Origin of the sequence: Flavobacterium humi (genome assembly GCF_004745595.1) — a bacterium.
GTDB lineage: Bacteria > Bacteroidota > Bacteroidia > Flavobacteriales > Flavobacteriaceae > Flavobacterium > Flavobacterium humi.
In genome coordinates this window covers 113,742-130,108 of record NZ_SRLH01000007.1, presented here as the reverse complement: position 1 = coordinate 130,108, position 16,367 = coordinate 113,742, and the positions used below count along the sequence as shown (strand labels likewise).

The following is a 16,367-nucleotide window of genomic DNA, read 5'->3' as shown; positions in this document are numbered from 1 at the left end:
TAAAATTAAGCGTTACCTTTTGCTTTTTTGATTACCTCTTCTGAAATATTAGAAGGTGTTTCTGCATAATGAGAAAACTCCATTGTAGATGTTGCTCTACCTGACGACAATGTTCTTAATGTAGTTACATAACCGAACATCTCAGCCAAAGGCACATCTGCTTTGATCGTTTTCGCTCCGTTTCTATCACCCATGTCATTAACCTGACCTCTACGACGGTTCAAGTCACCTACGATATCACCCATGTTTTCTTCTGGAGTGATAACCTCGATTTTCATGATAGGCTCTAAAATAACAGCTCCAGCAGCTTTTCCAGACTCTTTATAACCCATTCTTGCCGCTAATTCAAAAGAAAGAGCATCAGAATCCACCGGGTGGAAAGATCCGTCCGTTAAAGTCACTTTCAAACTATCCACAGCATATCCTGCCAACGGACCAGTTTTCATAGCTTCACGGAAACCTTTTTCTACAGCAGGGATATATTCTTTAGGAACGTTACCACCTTTTACAGCATTGATGAATTGCAATCCAACAGGAACTTTACCGTCAACTTCATCAGCAGGCTCAATTGTAAATACGATATCACCGAATTTACCACGACCTCCAGATTGTTTTTTGTATGTTTCCCTGTGTGAAGCAGCTCTTGTAAATGCTTCTTTATATTCAACTTGAGGCTCACCTTGGTTCACTTCAACTTTAAATTCACGTTTCATTCTATCTACCAAGATATCCAAGTGAAGCTCACCCATACCCGAGATAATAGTCTGACCTGAAGCCTCGTCTGTTCTAACAGTAAATGTAGGATCCTCTTCAGCTAATTTCGCCAAAGCCATACCCATTTTATCAACGTCAGCTTTAGTTTTAGGCTCAATAGCGATACCAATTACCGGATCAGGGAATTTCATTGACTCAAGAATAATCGGGTGCTTTTCATCACACAATGTATCCCCGGTTTTGATATCTTTAAATCCTACAGCAGCACCAATATCTCCAGCTTCAATAAATTCAATTGGATTTTGTTTATTAGCGTGCATTTGGTAAATACGAGAAATTCTTTCCTTGTTTCCAGAACGAGTGTTCAAAACATAAGAACCAGCATCTAAACGGCCAGAGTATGCACGGAAGAAAGCCAAACGACCTACGAATGGGTCAGTAGCAATCTTAAATGCCAAAGCAGCAAACGGCTCTTTTACATCTGGTTTACGCAAGATTTTAGTTTGATCTTCTTCCAACAAATCAGCATCATCAGGATGGATACCTTCGATACCTTCTTTATCCAAAGGAGATGGTAAATATTTACAAACTGCATCTAACATGAATTGAACTCCTTTGTTTTTGAAAGAAGAACCAGCAATCATAGGAATGATAGCCATATCCATAGTGGCAGCTCTTAAAGCATTGTTGATTTCCTCTTCAGTGATAGAATCCGGATCTTCCATGTATTTATCAAGCAAGTTCTCATCATAATCAGCAACCGCTTCAATAAGGATATCTCTGTATTCTTTTACTTCAGCAACCATATCAGCTGGAATGTCAACGATATCAAAAGTCGCCCCTTGAGTAGCATCATGCCAGATAATAGCTTGGTTTTTTACCAAATCCACAACACCTTTGAAATCATTTTCTTCACCAATTGGCAAAGTAATCGCTACAGCGTTTGATTTCAACATATCACGAACCTGTTGGCAAACAGCCAAGAAGTTAGACCCTTGACGGTCCATTTTATTAACGAATCCCATACGAGGAACTCTATATTGATCTGCAAGTCTCCAGTTAGTTTCTGACTGAGGCTCAACACCGTCAACCGCACTAAATAAGAAAACCAAACCATCAAGTACACGCAAAGAACGGTTTACCTCTACGGTAAAATCCACGTGCCCAGGAGTATCTATAATGTTAAAATGGTATGGTAATGATTCTGGCAAAACTTTACCTTGCTCAGTTGGGAAGTTCCAGGTACAAGTTGTTGCAGCTGAAGTAATGGTAATACCTCTCTCCTGCTCTTGTGCCATCCAGTCCATTGTTGCAGCACCATCGTGCACCTCACCAATTTTATGTGACTTTCCAGTATAAAATAAGATACGCTCCGTTGTTGTTGTCTTACCAGCATCAATGTGAGCCGCAATCCCTATATTCCTTGTGTATTTTAAATCTCTAGCCATTTCTTTATGAATTAAAATCTAAAGTGAGAGAAAGCCTTGTTAGCTTCTGCCATTTTGTGAGTATCCATTCTTTTCTTAACCGCAGCTCCTTCTTCTTTAGCAGCAGCTAAAATTTCTGAAGCAAGTTTTCCTGCCATTGATTTTTCGTTTCTTCTTCTTGCATAAAGAATCATCCATTTCATCGCCATAGAAATTTTTCTGTCCGGGCGAATTTGCATTGGAATCTGGAATGTAGCTCCACCAACTCTACGGCTACGTACTTCTACGTGAGGCATAACGTTAGTTAAGGCATCTTTCCAAATTTCTAGTGATGATTTTTCTGCATCTTGTTTCTTAGACTCTACGATGTCAATAGCATCATAAAATACTTTGAACGCTGTTGATTTTTTACCATCCCACATTAAGTTGTTTACAAAACGTGTTACCAATTGATCGTTAAACCTTGGATCCGGTAAAAGTGGTCTTTTCTTTGCCGCTCTTTTTCTCATGTCTTTTTCTTAAAAGTTTTTAAAAATTACTTTTTAGCCTCTTTAGGGCGTTTTGCTCCGTACTTAGATCTTCTTTGTGTTCTTCCTGCTACACCTGATGTATCAAGCGCACCACGCACAATGTGGTATCTTACTCCTGGCAAATCTTTTACCCTTCCACCTCTAACTAATACTATCGAGTGTTCTTGCAGATTGTGTCCTTCTCCAGGAATGTAGGCATTTACTTCGTTACCATTTGTCAAACGTACACGCGCTACTTTACGCATTGCAGAGTTTGGTTTTTTTGGTGTCGTTGTATAAACACGCGTACAAACACCTCTTCTTTGAGGACAAGAATCCAGAGCAACCGATTTAGACTTCTTAGTCATTTGGGTTCTTCCTGTTCTTACTAATTGTTGAATTGTTGGCATAATTAAATACTAAAAATTACTTGTTTATAAAATTCCCGCTTTTTACGGGGTTGCAAATGTATAAAATATTTTTAAGGAAACAAACCTTAATTCATTAATTTTCAAGGATATTATTATACATTTGATTTTTCACAAGAAACAATCGTTTTTTGCGTTTCATTAATTAAAAAAATCAAGTTGAAATTCCTCTGTTTACTTTTTATTTCGATTGCCTGTCAATGTGTTTCGGCGCAGGATTTATATTTACGCATACAATCCGGCTCGGAGGCCGAAAACAAAACAATCGATTCGATAGGGTATTCCAAAACACACACCACAACCAAATCGCTCCTGGACGAAACCAACCGTTTTTCAGAAAAACTGCTGGCCAACGGTTTTTTGGAAGCAGAACACGACAAGGCCGAAAAAATAAATGACACTACTTTTTTATTCCTGTACCGCCTTGGGCCACAAAAAAAATTCATCAATATCCGCATCGGAAAAGATTTCAGGTTATTGAATTTAGAAAAAGACAGCCTCAGACTGCCTATTTCCGAAACCGGGAACTTCATGGATTCCTCATTGCAATTATTGGAAAAAAAAGGGTACTCGCTGGCAAAATTGCAATTGGTGAATTTCAAAAGCCGGGACCATGAACTTTTTGCCGATTTGAATTTCCAGGCCGAAAAAATCAGGACACTCGACGGCATCATCATCAACGGGTATTCAAAATTCCCAGCCAGCCACACAAAAAACATACAGCGATTGTACCGCAAAAAAATATTCAATCAGGAAAACCTGAAAAAACTCCATGCCGATTTTGAGAAATTCAGATTTGCGAGCCAGACAAAATATCCCGAGATTCTATTCAGCAAAGATTCTACCAAAGTATATGTGTATCTCGAAAAAGCAAAACCCAATACTTTTGACGGATTTATCGGCTTCAATAACGACGATGAAAAAAAAGTCGTCATAAACGGCTATCTTGACTTGCAGCTCCAGAATATTTTAAACGGCGGGGAAAAATTCAATGTGTTTTGGAAAAGTGATGGCAAAAACCAAAAAACATTCAATGGCGCCATTGAAATTCCTTATTTGTTCCAGAGCCCGTTAGGATTAAAAGCGCAATTGAATATTTTCAAGCAGGACAGTATTTTCCAAAACACCTTAACCGGGATTGACCTGGGTTATTATTTCAATTACAACACAAGAGTATATTTGGGCTATCAAAGCACCGAGTCGAGCGACATCCAAAACAGTAACAATTCCAGCATAAGCGATTTTAAAAATTCTTTCCTCACTTCGCACCTGGATTTTTCGGTTTACAATCCGGACGACTTTCTATTTCCCGACAAAACACTTTTATATTTCAAAATAGGTGCCGGCAACAGAAAGTCTAAAATCAACGGGAACGATCAATTTTTTGCCGCTTTGAATGCCAGCCATAATTTTTACCTGAACAAAAAAAACAGCATTAACATAACAAGTAAGAATTTCTACCTTAAAAGCGATTCTTACATCATCAACGAACTGCATCGTTTTGGAGGAATCAATTCGATAAGGGGTTTTACCGAAAACAGCCTGCAAGGCAATGTATTTACATCACTTCTAACCGAATATCGATACGCCGCGACACCAAATATGTACCTGCATTCGATCATAGATTACGGTTACTATCAGGACAAAACTTCAAACACTTCAAACAGCCTGATCGGACTCGGTTTCGGGTTTGGGATTTTAACAAAAAACGGCCTTTTAAATCTGGTTTACGCAAACGGAAGCGCAAAAAATCAACCCATAAAACTCTCCAATTCGATTTTACACATCAGCTTCCGAGCAAAATTTAACTAAAATTGAACATTTTTTTAATATTTAATTAGGAAAAAACACAAATAACTCTCATATTTGCCATAACTAAATTAAAATAAATTCTATGAAATTAAAGTTTAATCGATTTTTAGTGCTATTATTCGCACTAATATCACAATTGGCATTGGCGCAAGAGAAATATGCGTCTGGTGTAGTTACAGATGTAAGCGGTTTACCCTTACCTGGTGTTAACGTTTTAGTTAAAGGAACCGCCAAGGGGACACAAACTGACTTTGATGGTAAATTTAAAATCCAAGCAGCTCAAGGCGAAACCCTTGTCTTCAGCTTCATGGGAATGAAAACCAGAGAATTAAGCGCTTCATCAAACATGAGTGTTAAATTGTCTGACGACTCAGTTGCTTTAGGCGAAGTTGTAGTTACAACGGCCTTAGGTATCAAAAAACAAAAAAAATCATTAGGTTACGCGACTTCAACGGTAAGCAACAAAGAACTTACTGAGGTAGCCAACACAAACGTTTTCGAATCTTTATCAGGAAAAGTTGCCGGTGTTGACATCTCTGCACCTGCACAGGTAGGAGCATCTTCAAAAGTTATCATCCGTGGATTCAACTCGTTATCTGCCGGGGCAAGTAGCCCTTTATATGTTGTAGATGGTACGCCAATTACAAACAACAGCTCAAGTGGTGTTGGAAACACAAGAAGTTATGATGCTGGTAATGGTATCGGTGATATCGACCCGAACAACATCGAGAGCATGACTATATTAAAAGGTGCTGCTGCATCTGCATTATATGGTTCTAGAGCTGGTGCCGGTGTTATCATCATCACAACAAAATCTGGAAAAAACAAATCTAAGGTAGCAGTTGAATTAATGCATTCAACTGATTTCTCACAAGTTGCAAGAGTACCTCACTTACAAAACCAATTCGGTCAGGGATGGGCAGGTCAATCATGGTCTAGCTGGGCTGGCGGTAACAGTGGAAACACTGCAAGTAACGAAAATGGTTCTTGGGGTCCTGCATTCAACGGTGAGATCCGTCCTTGGGGAACAATTGTAAACAATTCTCAGCAAATCAAACCATACGTTGCGCTTAAAGACAATATTAAAGATTTCTTCGAACTTGGACACACGTATACCAACTCTGTAAGATTAAGTGGAGGTGGAGAAAACTCTAACTTCTCTTTAAGCTTTACTGACGTTAATTCAGATGGTATCGTGCCAACGGATGCTGATTCATACAACAGAAGAACTCTTAGTGTTAATGGTGGTGTAACTGGAGAAAAACTAAGCTTCAGAGCTAACGCAAATTACGTTAAAAAAGACCAATACGCAGTAAATACAGGACAAGGTGCTGACGCAGGTGAAGGAAATACAGCTTCTCAGGAATTACTTCAGATCCCTAGAGATATTAGTGTGGTAGATTTAGAGGACATGAACAATCCTTTCAACACGAACAGTAACTATTTCTCTCCATATACTAGTAACCCTTACTGGTCTGTAAAAGAAAATAGAACAAACATTGAAGGAAACCGTTTATTTGGTAACATCAACCTTTCTTATAACTTCAACAAAAAATTCTCTGCCAGTTTACAAACAGGGGGTGATTACCGAGTTGAAAAAGTAAAATCTTATGGTGCTGTTATCAGATTCGAAGAAGGATCTATCCAGGATTTAGCTGGTGCTAACGCAGTAGTTGGAGGGGTTACAGAACAAACTAACGAGAACATCGAGTTTGATACCAACTTAAACTTCAACTATAACACTACTTTTGGCGAAAATGTTACATTCAATGCTTTAGTAGGTTTCAACAACAACCAAAGATTGAACTCTACTTTAGGAGCTTCTATCACAAACTTGGATATTCCTAATTTCTATGAGTTATCTAACTCATCAATCAAACCGGTTGTTTTCCAAAACAATACAATCAGAAAATCATATGCAGTTTTCTCTTCTTTTGAAACTTCATACAAAAACAGAGTTTTCTTGACATTAACTGGACGAAATGACTGGACTTCTACTTTACCACAAGGTGAGAATTCTTACTTCTATCCATCTGTTAGTGCAAGTGGAATCGTAATCGATAACAATTCATACTTCTTGAAATTAAGAGGAGGTTTTGCTCAAATCGGTAACGATACAGGAGCTTATGCTACTGAATCAGGAATGGTTCAAGGAAATGCAGGTTTAGGTTTTGGTAACATCATTTTACCAGTAGGTGGAGTTAACGGTTATGAATTTGCCGGAAACTTAGGTAACTCAAACTTAAAACCAGAAAGAACTACAGAGATTGAGTTCGGTTTCGAAACAAATTTATTCTCAAAAAGAGTAAACCTTGACGCTTCTGTTTACAACAAAAAAACTAAGGATTTATTATTCCAAAGACCTTTACCAACATCAACAGGATATTTATCTCAAACAGCTAACATCCTTGATGTAAGCAACAAAGGTGTTGAGTTAGTATTAAGCGTTGTTCCTGTGAAAATGACTAATTTCCAATGGGATTTTACAACGTCATTCACTAAAAACGAATCTAATGTTGATCACATCGTTGGTGATGTACAAAAACTTCAATTGGCTTCAAACTACGGAGTTAGTTTTAACGCAGTTCTAGACCAACCTCTAGGTGTATTCAGTACTTTCGTACCTAAAACAAATGCTCAAGGACAATATATTGTTGATGCTGCAACAGGTTACTATAAAGTAACTGATGATGAGCAAAAAGTTGGTGATTCTCAAAGAGATTTCGTAATGGGTTTCAAAAACAAATTCACTTACAAAAATTTAGTACTTTCTTTTGGAATTGACTGGAAACAAGGTGGTGAAATGTATTCTTACACAAAACGTCTTTCTCACTTTACAGGAAACGGTATTGAAACAACTTATAACGACAGAAATCCTTTCATCATTCCTAACTCTGTTGTAGAGGTATTAGACGGTGGTGGTAACGTTATCGGTTATGATGAGAACACAACTCCAGTTAGCCTTACAAACTATGTTGACTACTGGAATCCAAGTAACAACCCTGGAATTGAGCAAGGTCACGTAATTGACAAAACTTTTGTTAGATTAAGAGATGCATCTTTAACATACAACTTCCCATCTAAATTAGTTGATAAAATGGGTATGTCTAATATTTCGTTCACTGTTTATGGCAAAAACTTAGCGCTATGGACACCAGATGAAAATCCTTATATCGATCCTGAATTATCAACATTTGGAGATGGTTTATTAAGTGAGCAAGGAGAATTTGGCGCGAATCCTTCACAAAGATCGTATGGCGCTAGCATCAAATTAACATTTTAAATAGAATAAACATGAAAAAATTAATAATAAGTTTATTGACTATATCAGCTACATTTACAGCTTGTACTGATCTAGACATCAATAGAGACCCGGATTTATTAGATCCAAATAAAGCTCCTTTTTCTGCTCAATTACCTGCAGGTATTTCTGGATTAGCCGGAGGTGAAGGTGCTTCGTTAGCGATCATCGGAGGTATGTGGTCTCAATATTGGACACAAAGTAATGCTGCAAATCAATACAAAGACATTGACAATTACAGCATTGGTACTTCTGATTATAATTTTGCTTGGGATGCTATGTATGATGCATTAGGAGATATCCGAAATGTAAAAAGAAGAGCTGCAAACGAAGGAAACTGGAAATATTACCTAATCGCAACTACTTTGGAGGCTCAGGCTTCTCAAATCCTTACGGATTACTATGGTAGCATTCCTTACAAAGAAGCCAATAACAAGGACATTTTAGCTCCAGCATTTAATACTGGTGAGGAAGTATACACTTTCATGATCGAAGATTTAAATGACGCTTTATCAAAAGATTTATCTCAATCAGTAGGTGAAACTCCTGGTGCTGACGATTTCATTTTTGGTGGTAACATGGCAAATTGGACTAAATTCGCCAACACTATGAAGTTGAAAATCTACATGAGACAGACTAACAGTTCAAGATCTGCTATTGCTGATGCCGGTATCAATCAATTGTTAACTAGCGGTGTTGCGTTTTTAGATGTAGATGCAGCAATGACTCAATTCGCTGATGCAATCAACCAAAGTAACCCACTTTTTGAATACAACAACAGAAGATTGAACGTTGCAACTAATTTAAGAATGAGTACAACAATGTTCTCTCAATTAGATGACAACTCAGATCCAAGAAGAGCTAAATATTACCTAGCTGGTAATGCTCTTAACCAAGGAGATTATACAAATCCTGTTGGAGCTGGAACAATTGCAGTTGTAGATTTACACGCTACTACTCCGGTACTTTTCATGAGTAAAGAAGAAAGTTTGTTCTTACAAGCTGAAGCTATGGAGAGATACAACGGCGGTGTTGGTGCTCAGGCATTATATAATGCTGCTGTTACTGCAAACTTTGCAAGATACGGTCTTACTCCTGGCACATTATTAACTGGAGCTTATGCTTATCCTACTGCTGGTACTTTTAGCCAAAAATTAGAAGCTATCATCACTCAAAAATGGATCGCAAGTTTCCCTGGTAATGGTTTTGAAGGATTTTTCGAGAAAAACAGAACTGGATTCCCTGTAACTTCAGCTGTTCCTCAATCTAATGCTGGTTACGTAGCTGGTCAATTTGCATATGCAGTAAACGGAACAACTGCCGGTTTATTCCCAAGAAGAATTGTATACCCGCTTTCTGAAAGAAATGCAAATCCAAACGCACCGACTTTACAACCTATCACTTCACCAGTTTGGTGGGATTAAATTTGAAAATTATGAAAAAAATATTTTTGACATTAGTTATTGCAAGCGGTTTATTATCCTCTTGTACTACAGATACTGACAATGTATCTACCGTAACTAACTACCCTACAATTGAAGTATTAGGAGCAGATCCTATCTTTGTTCCTCAAGGTGGTACTTTTACCGATCCGGGAGTTATTGCAAAAGAAGGAGAAACTGTTATTCCTACTACGACTACAGTAGCGGGTAATTACAGACACGAAACCACACTTAATACTAACATCACTGACGAGTACACGATTACGTATACTGCTACCAATAAAGATGGCTTTAAAGCCAGTGCTTCACGTAAAGTTATCGTTTACAAAACTGGTGATCTAGTTAACAGCATTGAAGGTGTTTACACTTGTACTATCAGCAGAAATGGATCAACTCCGAGTGCTGCTTATATGAACATAAAATACCTTTATATCTGGAAAAACGCAAACGGTACTTATGAAATTTCTGATGCTTTCGGAGGATGGTACCAATATGGAAGAGCTCTTGGATTAGGATACATCACTCCTGGTGGAACTATCAATGCAGTTAGTATTCCTGCGAATACTTTCACATTCCCAGGTAACCCATTATCAAATACAGGATTTGGAGGTACAGCTAACATTACAGGATTGACTGTTACTCCAGCAACTAAAAAAGTAGTTATGACAACTTCATGGTTGGCTCCAACAGCTTACACTTTTGTTGCAACATTAACTCAAGTTCAACTTTAATTAAAAACCAAAATGAGTATATTAAAAAGTAAACTTCTAAAAGTTGTTTTTGGATTAATTCTAATCACAAGTTTTTCATCATGCGATGAGGGTGGAGATCCAGACCCAGGAAAAACAAACACTGGACAATTTGCAGGAGATTGGTTTATCACAGTTAGTGAAGGCGGAGTTGATCAAGTAGAGCATGCTTTGCATTCTACTTACAATACATCTGCTAATGACAACACTATGTGGATTGACGACCATGGAAATGGTTGGGCACTTAAGTGTAAAATCAACATGAACCAGGATGGTACTTTCTCTGTAACAAATTCTGATAACATTGGTGATTCTGGAACTGTAACTGTTACTAACGGTAAAATCATTTCAGGTGGTGCCGTTTCAAGAGGTGGTCACACTGTTGACAAAATCACTTTTGATGCAGAATTCAGCTACGATCCAGGAAATATCATACATTTTGACGGTCACAAAAGAACCGGATTCTTGGAAGATGAATATTAATCAATATATTTGATTCAATTTCAAAAAACCATCGAACAATGTTCGATGGTTTTTTTTTATATCTTTGCGGCATGGAAAAAGAGAACCAGATATTTGGAATAAGGGCTATTATAGAAGCCATCAATGCAAAAAAAGAAATCGACAAAGTGTTTATCCAAAGTGATGCACAAGGTGATTTGATGCAGGAGCTACTGAAATCGATGAAAAAAAACAGCATCAATTTTTCTTATGTTCCCGTTGAAAAACTAAACCGCCTGACGGCAAACAACCATCAGGGTGCTGTGGCGACTATTGCGCCTATTACGTTTCACAAACTTGAAACCTTGGTCGATACGGTTGTGGAAAGCGGCAAAGTCCCATTGTTCCTCATCTTGGACCAATTATCAGATGCCCGTAATTTTGGAGCGATAATCCGTACCGCTGAATGCACCGGAGTGGACGGCATCATCATTCAAAAGCAAGGTTCCGCCCCGGTAAATGGCGACACGGTAAAAACCTCTGCCGGCGCTGTATTTAATGTTCCGATCTGTAAAGTGGACCACATCAAAGACGCCATTTTCTATTTACAAGGTTCCGGGATAAAAACGGTAGCAGCAACTGAAAAAACAGAAAACAACATTTACGACCTGCAGCTAAACGAACCTCTAGCCATTATCATGGGAAGCGAAGATCGCGGCGTAAACCCTTCTGTGTTGAAAATTGTAGATGAAAAAGCTAAATTACCCATGTTTGGGACCATTGAGTCTTTAAATGTTTCGGTGGCCTGTGGTGCCTTTTTATATGAAACCGTAAGACAAAGGAGTTAATTCCTTAACACGAATAGCATAAAACAACAAGCCCGGAAATTTTTATCCGGGCTTTTATTTTAGTAAAAACAATCCCCTACTCTTCTTCCCTATTCCACTCATTTAATTCAGTAGCTTCGGGATTGCTTTGACGACTCACAGCGGGAACAATCTCGTAAACGATAGGATAATTGGACGTAAAAAACAGTGAAACATCATCCTGCGGGATTTCTTTTGGCTTGGGCGCAAAATTACCGTTCTCATCAAAATGTTTCATAAACTCATCTTGGGTCGGGTCAAAATCCGGATGCTCCCAATCATATTTTATAGGCCTTTGGTATACTGAAGTTTTCATAAAAAAGGACAGCAAAAAACCGGTAATAAAACCCGATAGGTGTGATTCCCAGGAAATTTCAGCTTCGGCACTCGGAAAAACATACCAAATCATACCACCATACAAGACCACAATGGTAAGAGACAGCGAAACCAGCCGGTAATAGTTGGTTTGGATACCTTTGAAAAATATAAAACTGATCAAAACGTAAATCAAGCCACTGGCTCCTATATGGAAATTATCCCTTCCGATAAGCCAGGTACCGAAACCCGAAAACAAGATACCGTATACCAATACTTCCAAAGATTGTTTTCGATAGAAAAAACGAAGTGCCGCCACCAATAAAAAAAGCGGTATCGAATTATTGTACAGATGCGATATATCGGCGTGGAGGAAAGGGCTGAAAACAATTCCTTTCAGGCCCGACAACGTCCTCGGGTAAATGCCAAATTCGGTGAGGCTGACCTTAAATTGTACTTCTATCCAAAAAACGATCCATAAGGCCAAGACCAAATACAATGGCCATACCAGGACTGACGGTGAAAACCTGAAATCTGTATCTTTCATAAAAAAGAGATGTCAAAAACCTAACCAAAACTAATGTCGTGAACTTTTGTCATAGTTCATCCAAATAGGTATGCCCTAGCCCAGATCGCAACGGCATCCTTTTTATTTTTCCTTTAAAAATAAAAAGATATAGTGGAGAGCTGGAATGGCTTCAAATAAAAAATATTATTTTTACAGTATGGAAGCACCTTTGGCAGAACGCATACGCCCGCAGAATTTACAGGAATACATCAGCCAGTCGCATTTGGTTGGGGAACAAGGTTCTTTAACACACCAGATTGCCCGCGGTATTATCCCTTCGTTGATTTTATGGGGACCTCCTGGAACCGGAAAAACCACTTTGGCCCAGATCATGGCCCAGGAAAGCAAGCGTCCGTTTTATGTGCTAAGCGCCATAAATTCAGGCGTTAAAGATATTCGTGATGTGATAGACAAAGCGAAACAGAGCGGTGGCTTGTTTACGGCCAAAAACCCGATCTTGTTTATCGATGAGATCCATCGTTTTAGCAAATCACAGCAGGATTCCTTATTGGCTGCCGTTGAAAAAGGATGGGTGACTTTAATAGGTGCCACTACTGAAAATCCTAGTTTTGAAGTGATTCCCGCTTTGTTGTCAAGATGTCAGGTGTACATCCTAAACCCATTTTCCAAAGACGACCTGGAAGCTTTATTGCACCGGGCGATGGTTTCAGACGAACTATTGAAAACTAAAAACATCGATCTTAAGGAAACGGAAGCCCTGCTCCGCCTTTCCGGTGGCGACGGAAGAAAATTGTTGAATATTTTTGAATTGGTCATCAATGCCTCTGAAAGTGATTCCATTGAAATTACAAACGAAAAAGTCATGCAGCTGGTGCAGAAAAACACTGTTTTGTATGACAAAACCGGAGAACAGCATTATGATATAGTTTCTGCGTTTATCAAATCGATAAGGGGGAGCGACCCAAACGGTGCGGTCTATTGGCTTGCCCGGATGATCGAAGGCGGTGAAGATGTGAAATTTATTGCCCGGCGGATGCTGATCCTGGCCTCGGAAGATATTGGGAACGCCAATCCTACAGCTTTGATAATGGCCAATAATACCTTTCAGGCCGTAACTACGATTGGGTATCCGGAAAGCCGCATTATCCTGAGCCAATGTGCTGTTTACCTGGCTACTTCTGCAAAAAGCAATGCCAGTTATATGGCCATCAATAAAGCACAGCAAATGGTAAAGCAGACCGGGGATTTGCCTGTTCCCATACACCTGCGTAACGCGCCTACCAAACTCATGAAAGAATTGGGATATGGCGATGAATACAAATATTCGCATGATTTTGCCAATAATTTTGCTGAGCAAGAATTCCTGCCGGATTCCCTCTCCAATACTGCCTTTTATGAACCGGGGAACAACGCAAGGGAAAAAGAATTGCGGCAGTTCTTAAAAAACCGCTGGCAGGATAAATACGGTTACTAGTTAGAATTTCAGGTTGACTTTTTCGGAAAGCAATTGGTCATTTTGATAGTATTCGAAAAACCATTCGTTTCCTTTTTTCAGCACGACCCCGTTTTTATTTCCCGAAGAAGCAATATAAACATTAGGATCAGATGTTTTCTGGATGGACATTTGGATTGTAACTACTTTTTCCACTGTAACATTTCCTGCGGCTTCTGTTTTGTTCACAGGATTTTCCGTTTTAACCGGCTGAACCGTTTGCAGCGGTGTTTTAGCGACCTTGCCAGTGTAAGTGTAATTTTGCTTGTCAAAAGATTTCAATGCCGTCCTAAGCGCTTCATTATAGGCCAATGCATGTTCTTTCTTTCGGCTGGTACCTTCTTCGGAAGTATACACTACCCTATTGGTGCAGTCCTTGATTACAACAGTGAGTTTGGTGGCAAAAAAAGTCCTGTCTTCCAGAACGTCAACATATAGTTTATTGCAGTTATCCAGCAAAAATGCATCGTTGATGATCTCATTATCATACACAACCCCAAATCCTTTTTGTTCAAAATAGACTTTGGTAATCGTATTGAGCCCATACTGGTCTTTGGTTTTTAGGAAATCGAACTTTGCAGGAATCTGGACGTATTTGTATTCATTGACCGATGTTTGGCCTATGGCAAATGCCGAAACAAGGAGTAAAAGTAAAGACAAGGTATTCTTCATTTTAAAAAATATTTTTTAATTCTGTTAAGGTAGTTATTTGACGGATATTTTTATCGACATCGATTTGCCCGGAATTGAAAAAAATGGCAGCAATACCGAAATCAAGTGCACCATTGACATCTGCATCGAGGCAATCGCCAATCATGACGCTTTCGTTTTTAAAGGCTTTCGCTTCTTTCAGGGCATGGCTGAAAATACCATGGTTCGGCTTTTTGGTGCCGGCCGTTTCCGAATTGGTAATGGTTTTGAAAAAATGCCCAATGTTGGAATTGTTGATTTTTTTATATTGCACTTCCGCAAAACCATTGGTAATAATGTGCAGTTCGTAATTTTGGCTCAGGTATTCCAAAACCGGGACCGCATCGTCAAACAAATGATTGAAATCGGGTAAATACTGAATGTATTCCTCCGAAATCGCATCGATCAATTGTGTTGAAATTTCCTGGCCCAGGATATCAAAAGTATCCTTTAACCTTTTATAGCGCAATTCCTGGTGTGTGATTTCATCTTTTTGGTATAATTTCCAACAAACCTGGTTGATCGGCGCATATACCCTGATAAATTCCCGAAGTTCCACCTGAGGAAAATAATTTTGTAAAATACGCTCGAAAGCCAGCTCCGAATTCCTGTCGAAATCCCACAGCGTATGGTCCAGATCGAAAAAAATATGTTTTATAGCGTTTTTTTGCACTGTCATTTATTTAAATATCCTTTTGTCAAACGGAAAATCCATCTGCTCTACAATAGCAATCTTTTTAAAATCCTCATGGTACTGATTGATCAAATAGTTAAAGTCGCCTTTAACCACAGCCGAAGGCACTTTAAGGACACAAGCCTGGTTCCTTCGCACAAAATCATCTCCAATTACCTGGGTGGAAAAACTAAAAGGAAAAACACTCCAGTTAAGCTCCAGGTCAGACACATCAACGGTTTCCATCGAAATACCGTCAGGAATATCAATTTTCAGCATGACAAAATCCGATGGCAAAGTGGCCAAGGAAAGATGGACCACCACTTCAGCCATGGCCAACGCCCTGCTTTCGGCACAATAAATAATTTCCGTTCCCTTTGAATTCCATCGGGCTCCGGCAATTGAAGCTCCTTTACCCGATAATTCTATCGCATATTTTTTACGCGCTAACCTAAAGCCATCCATCAGATAAAAATCCCCTGGTCGATTTTGTACAATTCGTTCAAAACCATTTCTTTACCATAAGAATCTTTGAGCAATTCTATAGGTTTCAGGCTGCCTAAAGCAAACGAAGGCGTATTGAGCCAACTGTAAAAATGTTCTTCCGAATCGAAAACCTCAATTCCCAAAGCGGTCACTTCAGCGAGCTCCAATATTTTTTCCGAAGGAATCGAATCAAAATAAAAGTCTTTTCTTGATTTGTTACGATGCAAAGTCCTGGTAGACACACCTAAAAAATCTGCCCATTCGTCTTCTTTGAAAGGAGTTCTTTTTTTGATCAGGTCATACAATTCATAAGGCAAGCCCCTTCTGATGGAATGCACGATCAGCATCCTGTTGGACAGGAATTTCTTATAGGTGATATCCTTATCAATCAATTGATAATTGGCATCTTTTTCAACTTTAGAAACATAAAGACGGACTGCTTTGTCTATCTGGACATCAGAATTTGCGACTAACTTTGACATAACTTTGACAT

Annotated in this window: 15 protein-coding genes; 7 read left to right on the top strand and 8 right to left on the bottom strand. The window is 38.9% G+C overall.

Annotation, left to right across the window (positions count from 1 at the left end):
- Positions 1-5 precede the first annotated feature (5 nt).
- Genes fusA through rpsL form a run of 3 tightly spaced genes read right to left on the bottom strand, consistent with a single transcriptional unit; the run spans position 6 to position 3,060 of the window.
- On the bottom strand, positions 6-2,162 hold the full coding sequence (gene fusA, locus E4635_RS13025) for an elongation factor G (protein ID WP_135527137.1): 2,157 nt from the start codon (positions 2,160-2,162) through the stop codon (positions 6-8).
- Positions 2,163-2,173: 11 nt separating this feature from the next.
- A complete protein-coding gene (gene rpsG, locus E4635_RS13020; RefSeq protein ID WP_023577312.1) occupies positions 2,174-2,650 on the bottom strand; it encodes a 30S ribosomal protein S7 in 477 nt (158 codons plus the stop codon).
- A gap of 26 nt (positions 2,651-2,676) precedes the next feature.
- Positions 2,677-3,060, bottom strand: a complete 384-nt coding sequence (gene rpsL / locus E4635_RS13015; protein WP_022828353.1) for a 30S ribosomal protein S12 — start codon at positions 3,058-3,060, stop codon at positions 2,677-2,679.
- A 177-nt stretch (positions 3,061-3,237) separates the two neighbouring features.
- Here rpsL and E4635_RS13010 point away from each other — a divergent pair, with 177 nt between their 5' ends.
- The 6 genes from E4635_RS13010 to rlmB all read left to right on the top strand — a co-directional run bounded on the left by E4635_RS13010 (position 3,238) and on the right by rlmB (position 11,671).
- A complete protein-coding gene (locus E4635_RS13010) occupies positions 3,238-4,890 on the top strand; it encodes a BamA/TamA family outer membrane protein (protein WP_135527136.1) in 1,653 nt (550 codons plus the stop codon).
- A gap of 82 nt (positions 4,891-4,972) precedes the next feature.
- Positions 4,973-8,173 carry a SusC/RagA family TonB-linked outer membrane protein gene (locus E4635_RS13005; RefSeq protein WP_135527135.1) on the top strand — a complete coding sequence of 1,067 codons (3,201 nt, stop codon included), beginning with the start codon at positions 4,973-4,975 and terminating at the stop codon, positions 8,171-8,173.
- 11 nt (positions 8,174-8,184) lie between these two features.
- The gene (locus E4635_RS13000) at positions 8,185-9,615 is read left to right on the top strand and encodes a SusD/RagB family nutrient-binding outer membrane lipoprotein (protein ID WP_135527134.1); all 1,431 of its coding nucleotides are present in this window, start codon (positions 8,185-8,187) and stop codon (positions 9,613-9,615) included.
- A gap of 11 nt (positions 9,616-9,626) precedes the next feature.
- The gene (locus E4635_RS12995; protein WP_135527133.1) at positions 9,627-10,364 is read left to right on the top strand and encodes an immunoglobulin-like domain-containing protein; all 738 of its coding nucleotides are present in this window, start codon (positions 9,627-9,629) and stop codon (positions 10,362-10,364) included.
- Between the two features lie 12 nt (positions 10,365-10,376).
- On the top strand, positions 10,377-10,865 hold the full coding sequence (locus E4635_RS12990) for a lipid-binding protein (RefSeq protein ID WP_135527132.1): 489 nt from the start codon (positions 10,377-10,379) through the stop codon (positions 10,863-10,865).
- A gap of 71 nt (positions 10,866-10,936) precedes the next feature.
- Positions 10,937-11,671, top strand: a complete 735-nt coding sequence (gene rlmB, locus E4635_RS12985) for a 23S rRNA (guanosine(2251)-2'-O)-methyltransferase RlmB (RefSeq protein WP_135527131.1) — start codon at positions 10,937-10,939, stop codon at positions 11,669-11,671.
- A gap of 76 nt (positions 11,672-11,747) precedes the next feature.
- Here the strand turns inward: rlmB and E4635_RS12980 are convergent, their stop codons facing one another.
- Complete coding sequence (locus E4635_RS12980; protein ID WP_135527130.1) at positions 11,748-12,551, bottom strand: rhomboid family intramembrane serine protease; 804 nt, start codon at positions 12,549-12,551, stop codon at positions 11,748-11,750.
- Positions 12,552-12,729: 178 nt separating this feature from the next.
- Here E4635_RS12980 and E4635_RS12975 point away from each other — a divergent pair, with 178 nt between their 5' ends.
- Positions 12,730-14,007, top strand: a complete 1,278-nt coding sequence (locus E4635_RS12975; protein ID WP_135527252.1) for a replication-associated recombination protein A — start codon at positions 12,730-12,732, stop codon at positions 14,005-14,007.
- Here the strand turns inward: E4635_RS12975 and E4635_RS12970 are convergent, their stop codons facing one another.
- From E4635_RS12970 to parS, 4 genes are read right to left on the bottom strand one after another with little or no spacing between them, the layout of a single operon-like run.
- The gene (locus tag E4635_RS12970) at positions 14,008-14,697 is read right to left on the bottom strand and encodes a hypothetical protein (protein WP_135527129.1); all 690 of its coding nucleotides are present in this window, start codon (positions 14,695-14,697) and stop codon (positions 14,008-14,010) included. It lies immediately after the preceding gene.
- 1 nt (position 14,698) lies between these two features.
- Positions 14,699-15,394, bottom strand: coding sequence for a YjjG family noncanonical pyrimidine nucleotidase (locus E4635_RS12965; protein WP_135527128.1), 696 nt, complete (start codon positions 15,392-15,394; stop codon positions 14,699-14,701).
- Entirely contained in the window at positions 15,395-15,853 is a 459-nt protein-coding gene (locus E4635_RS12960) for an RES family NAD+ phosphorylase (RefSeq protein ID WP_135527127.1), read from the bottom strand.
- On the bottom strand, positions 15,853-16,356 hold the full coding sequence (gene parS, locus E4635_RS12955) for a type II RES/Xre toxin-antitoxin system antitoxin (RefSeq protein ID WP_135527126.1): 504 nt from the start codon (positions 16,354-16,356) through the stop codon (positions 15,853-15,855). Before parS ends, E4635_RS12960 begins: the two co-directional genes overlap by 1 nt.
- Positions 16,357-16,367: the final 11 nt, after the last annotated feature.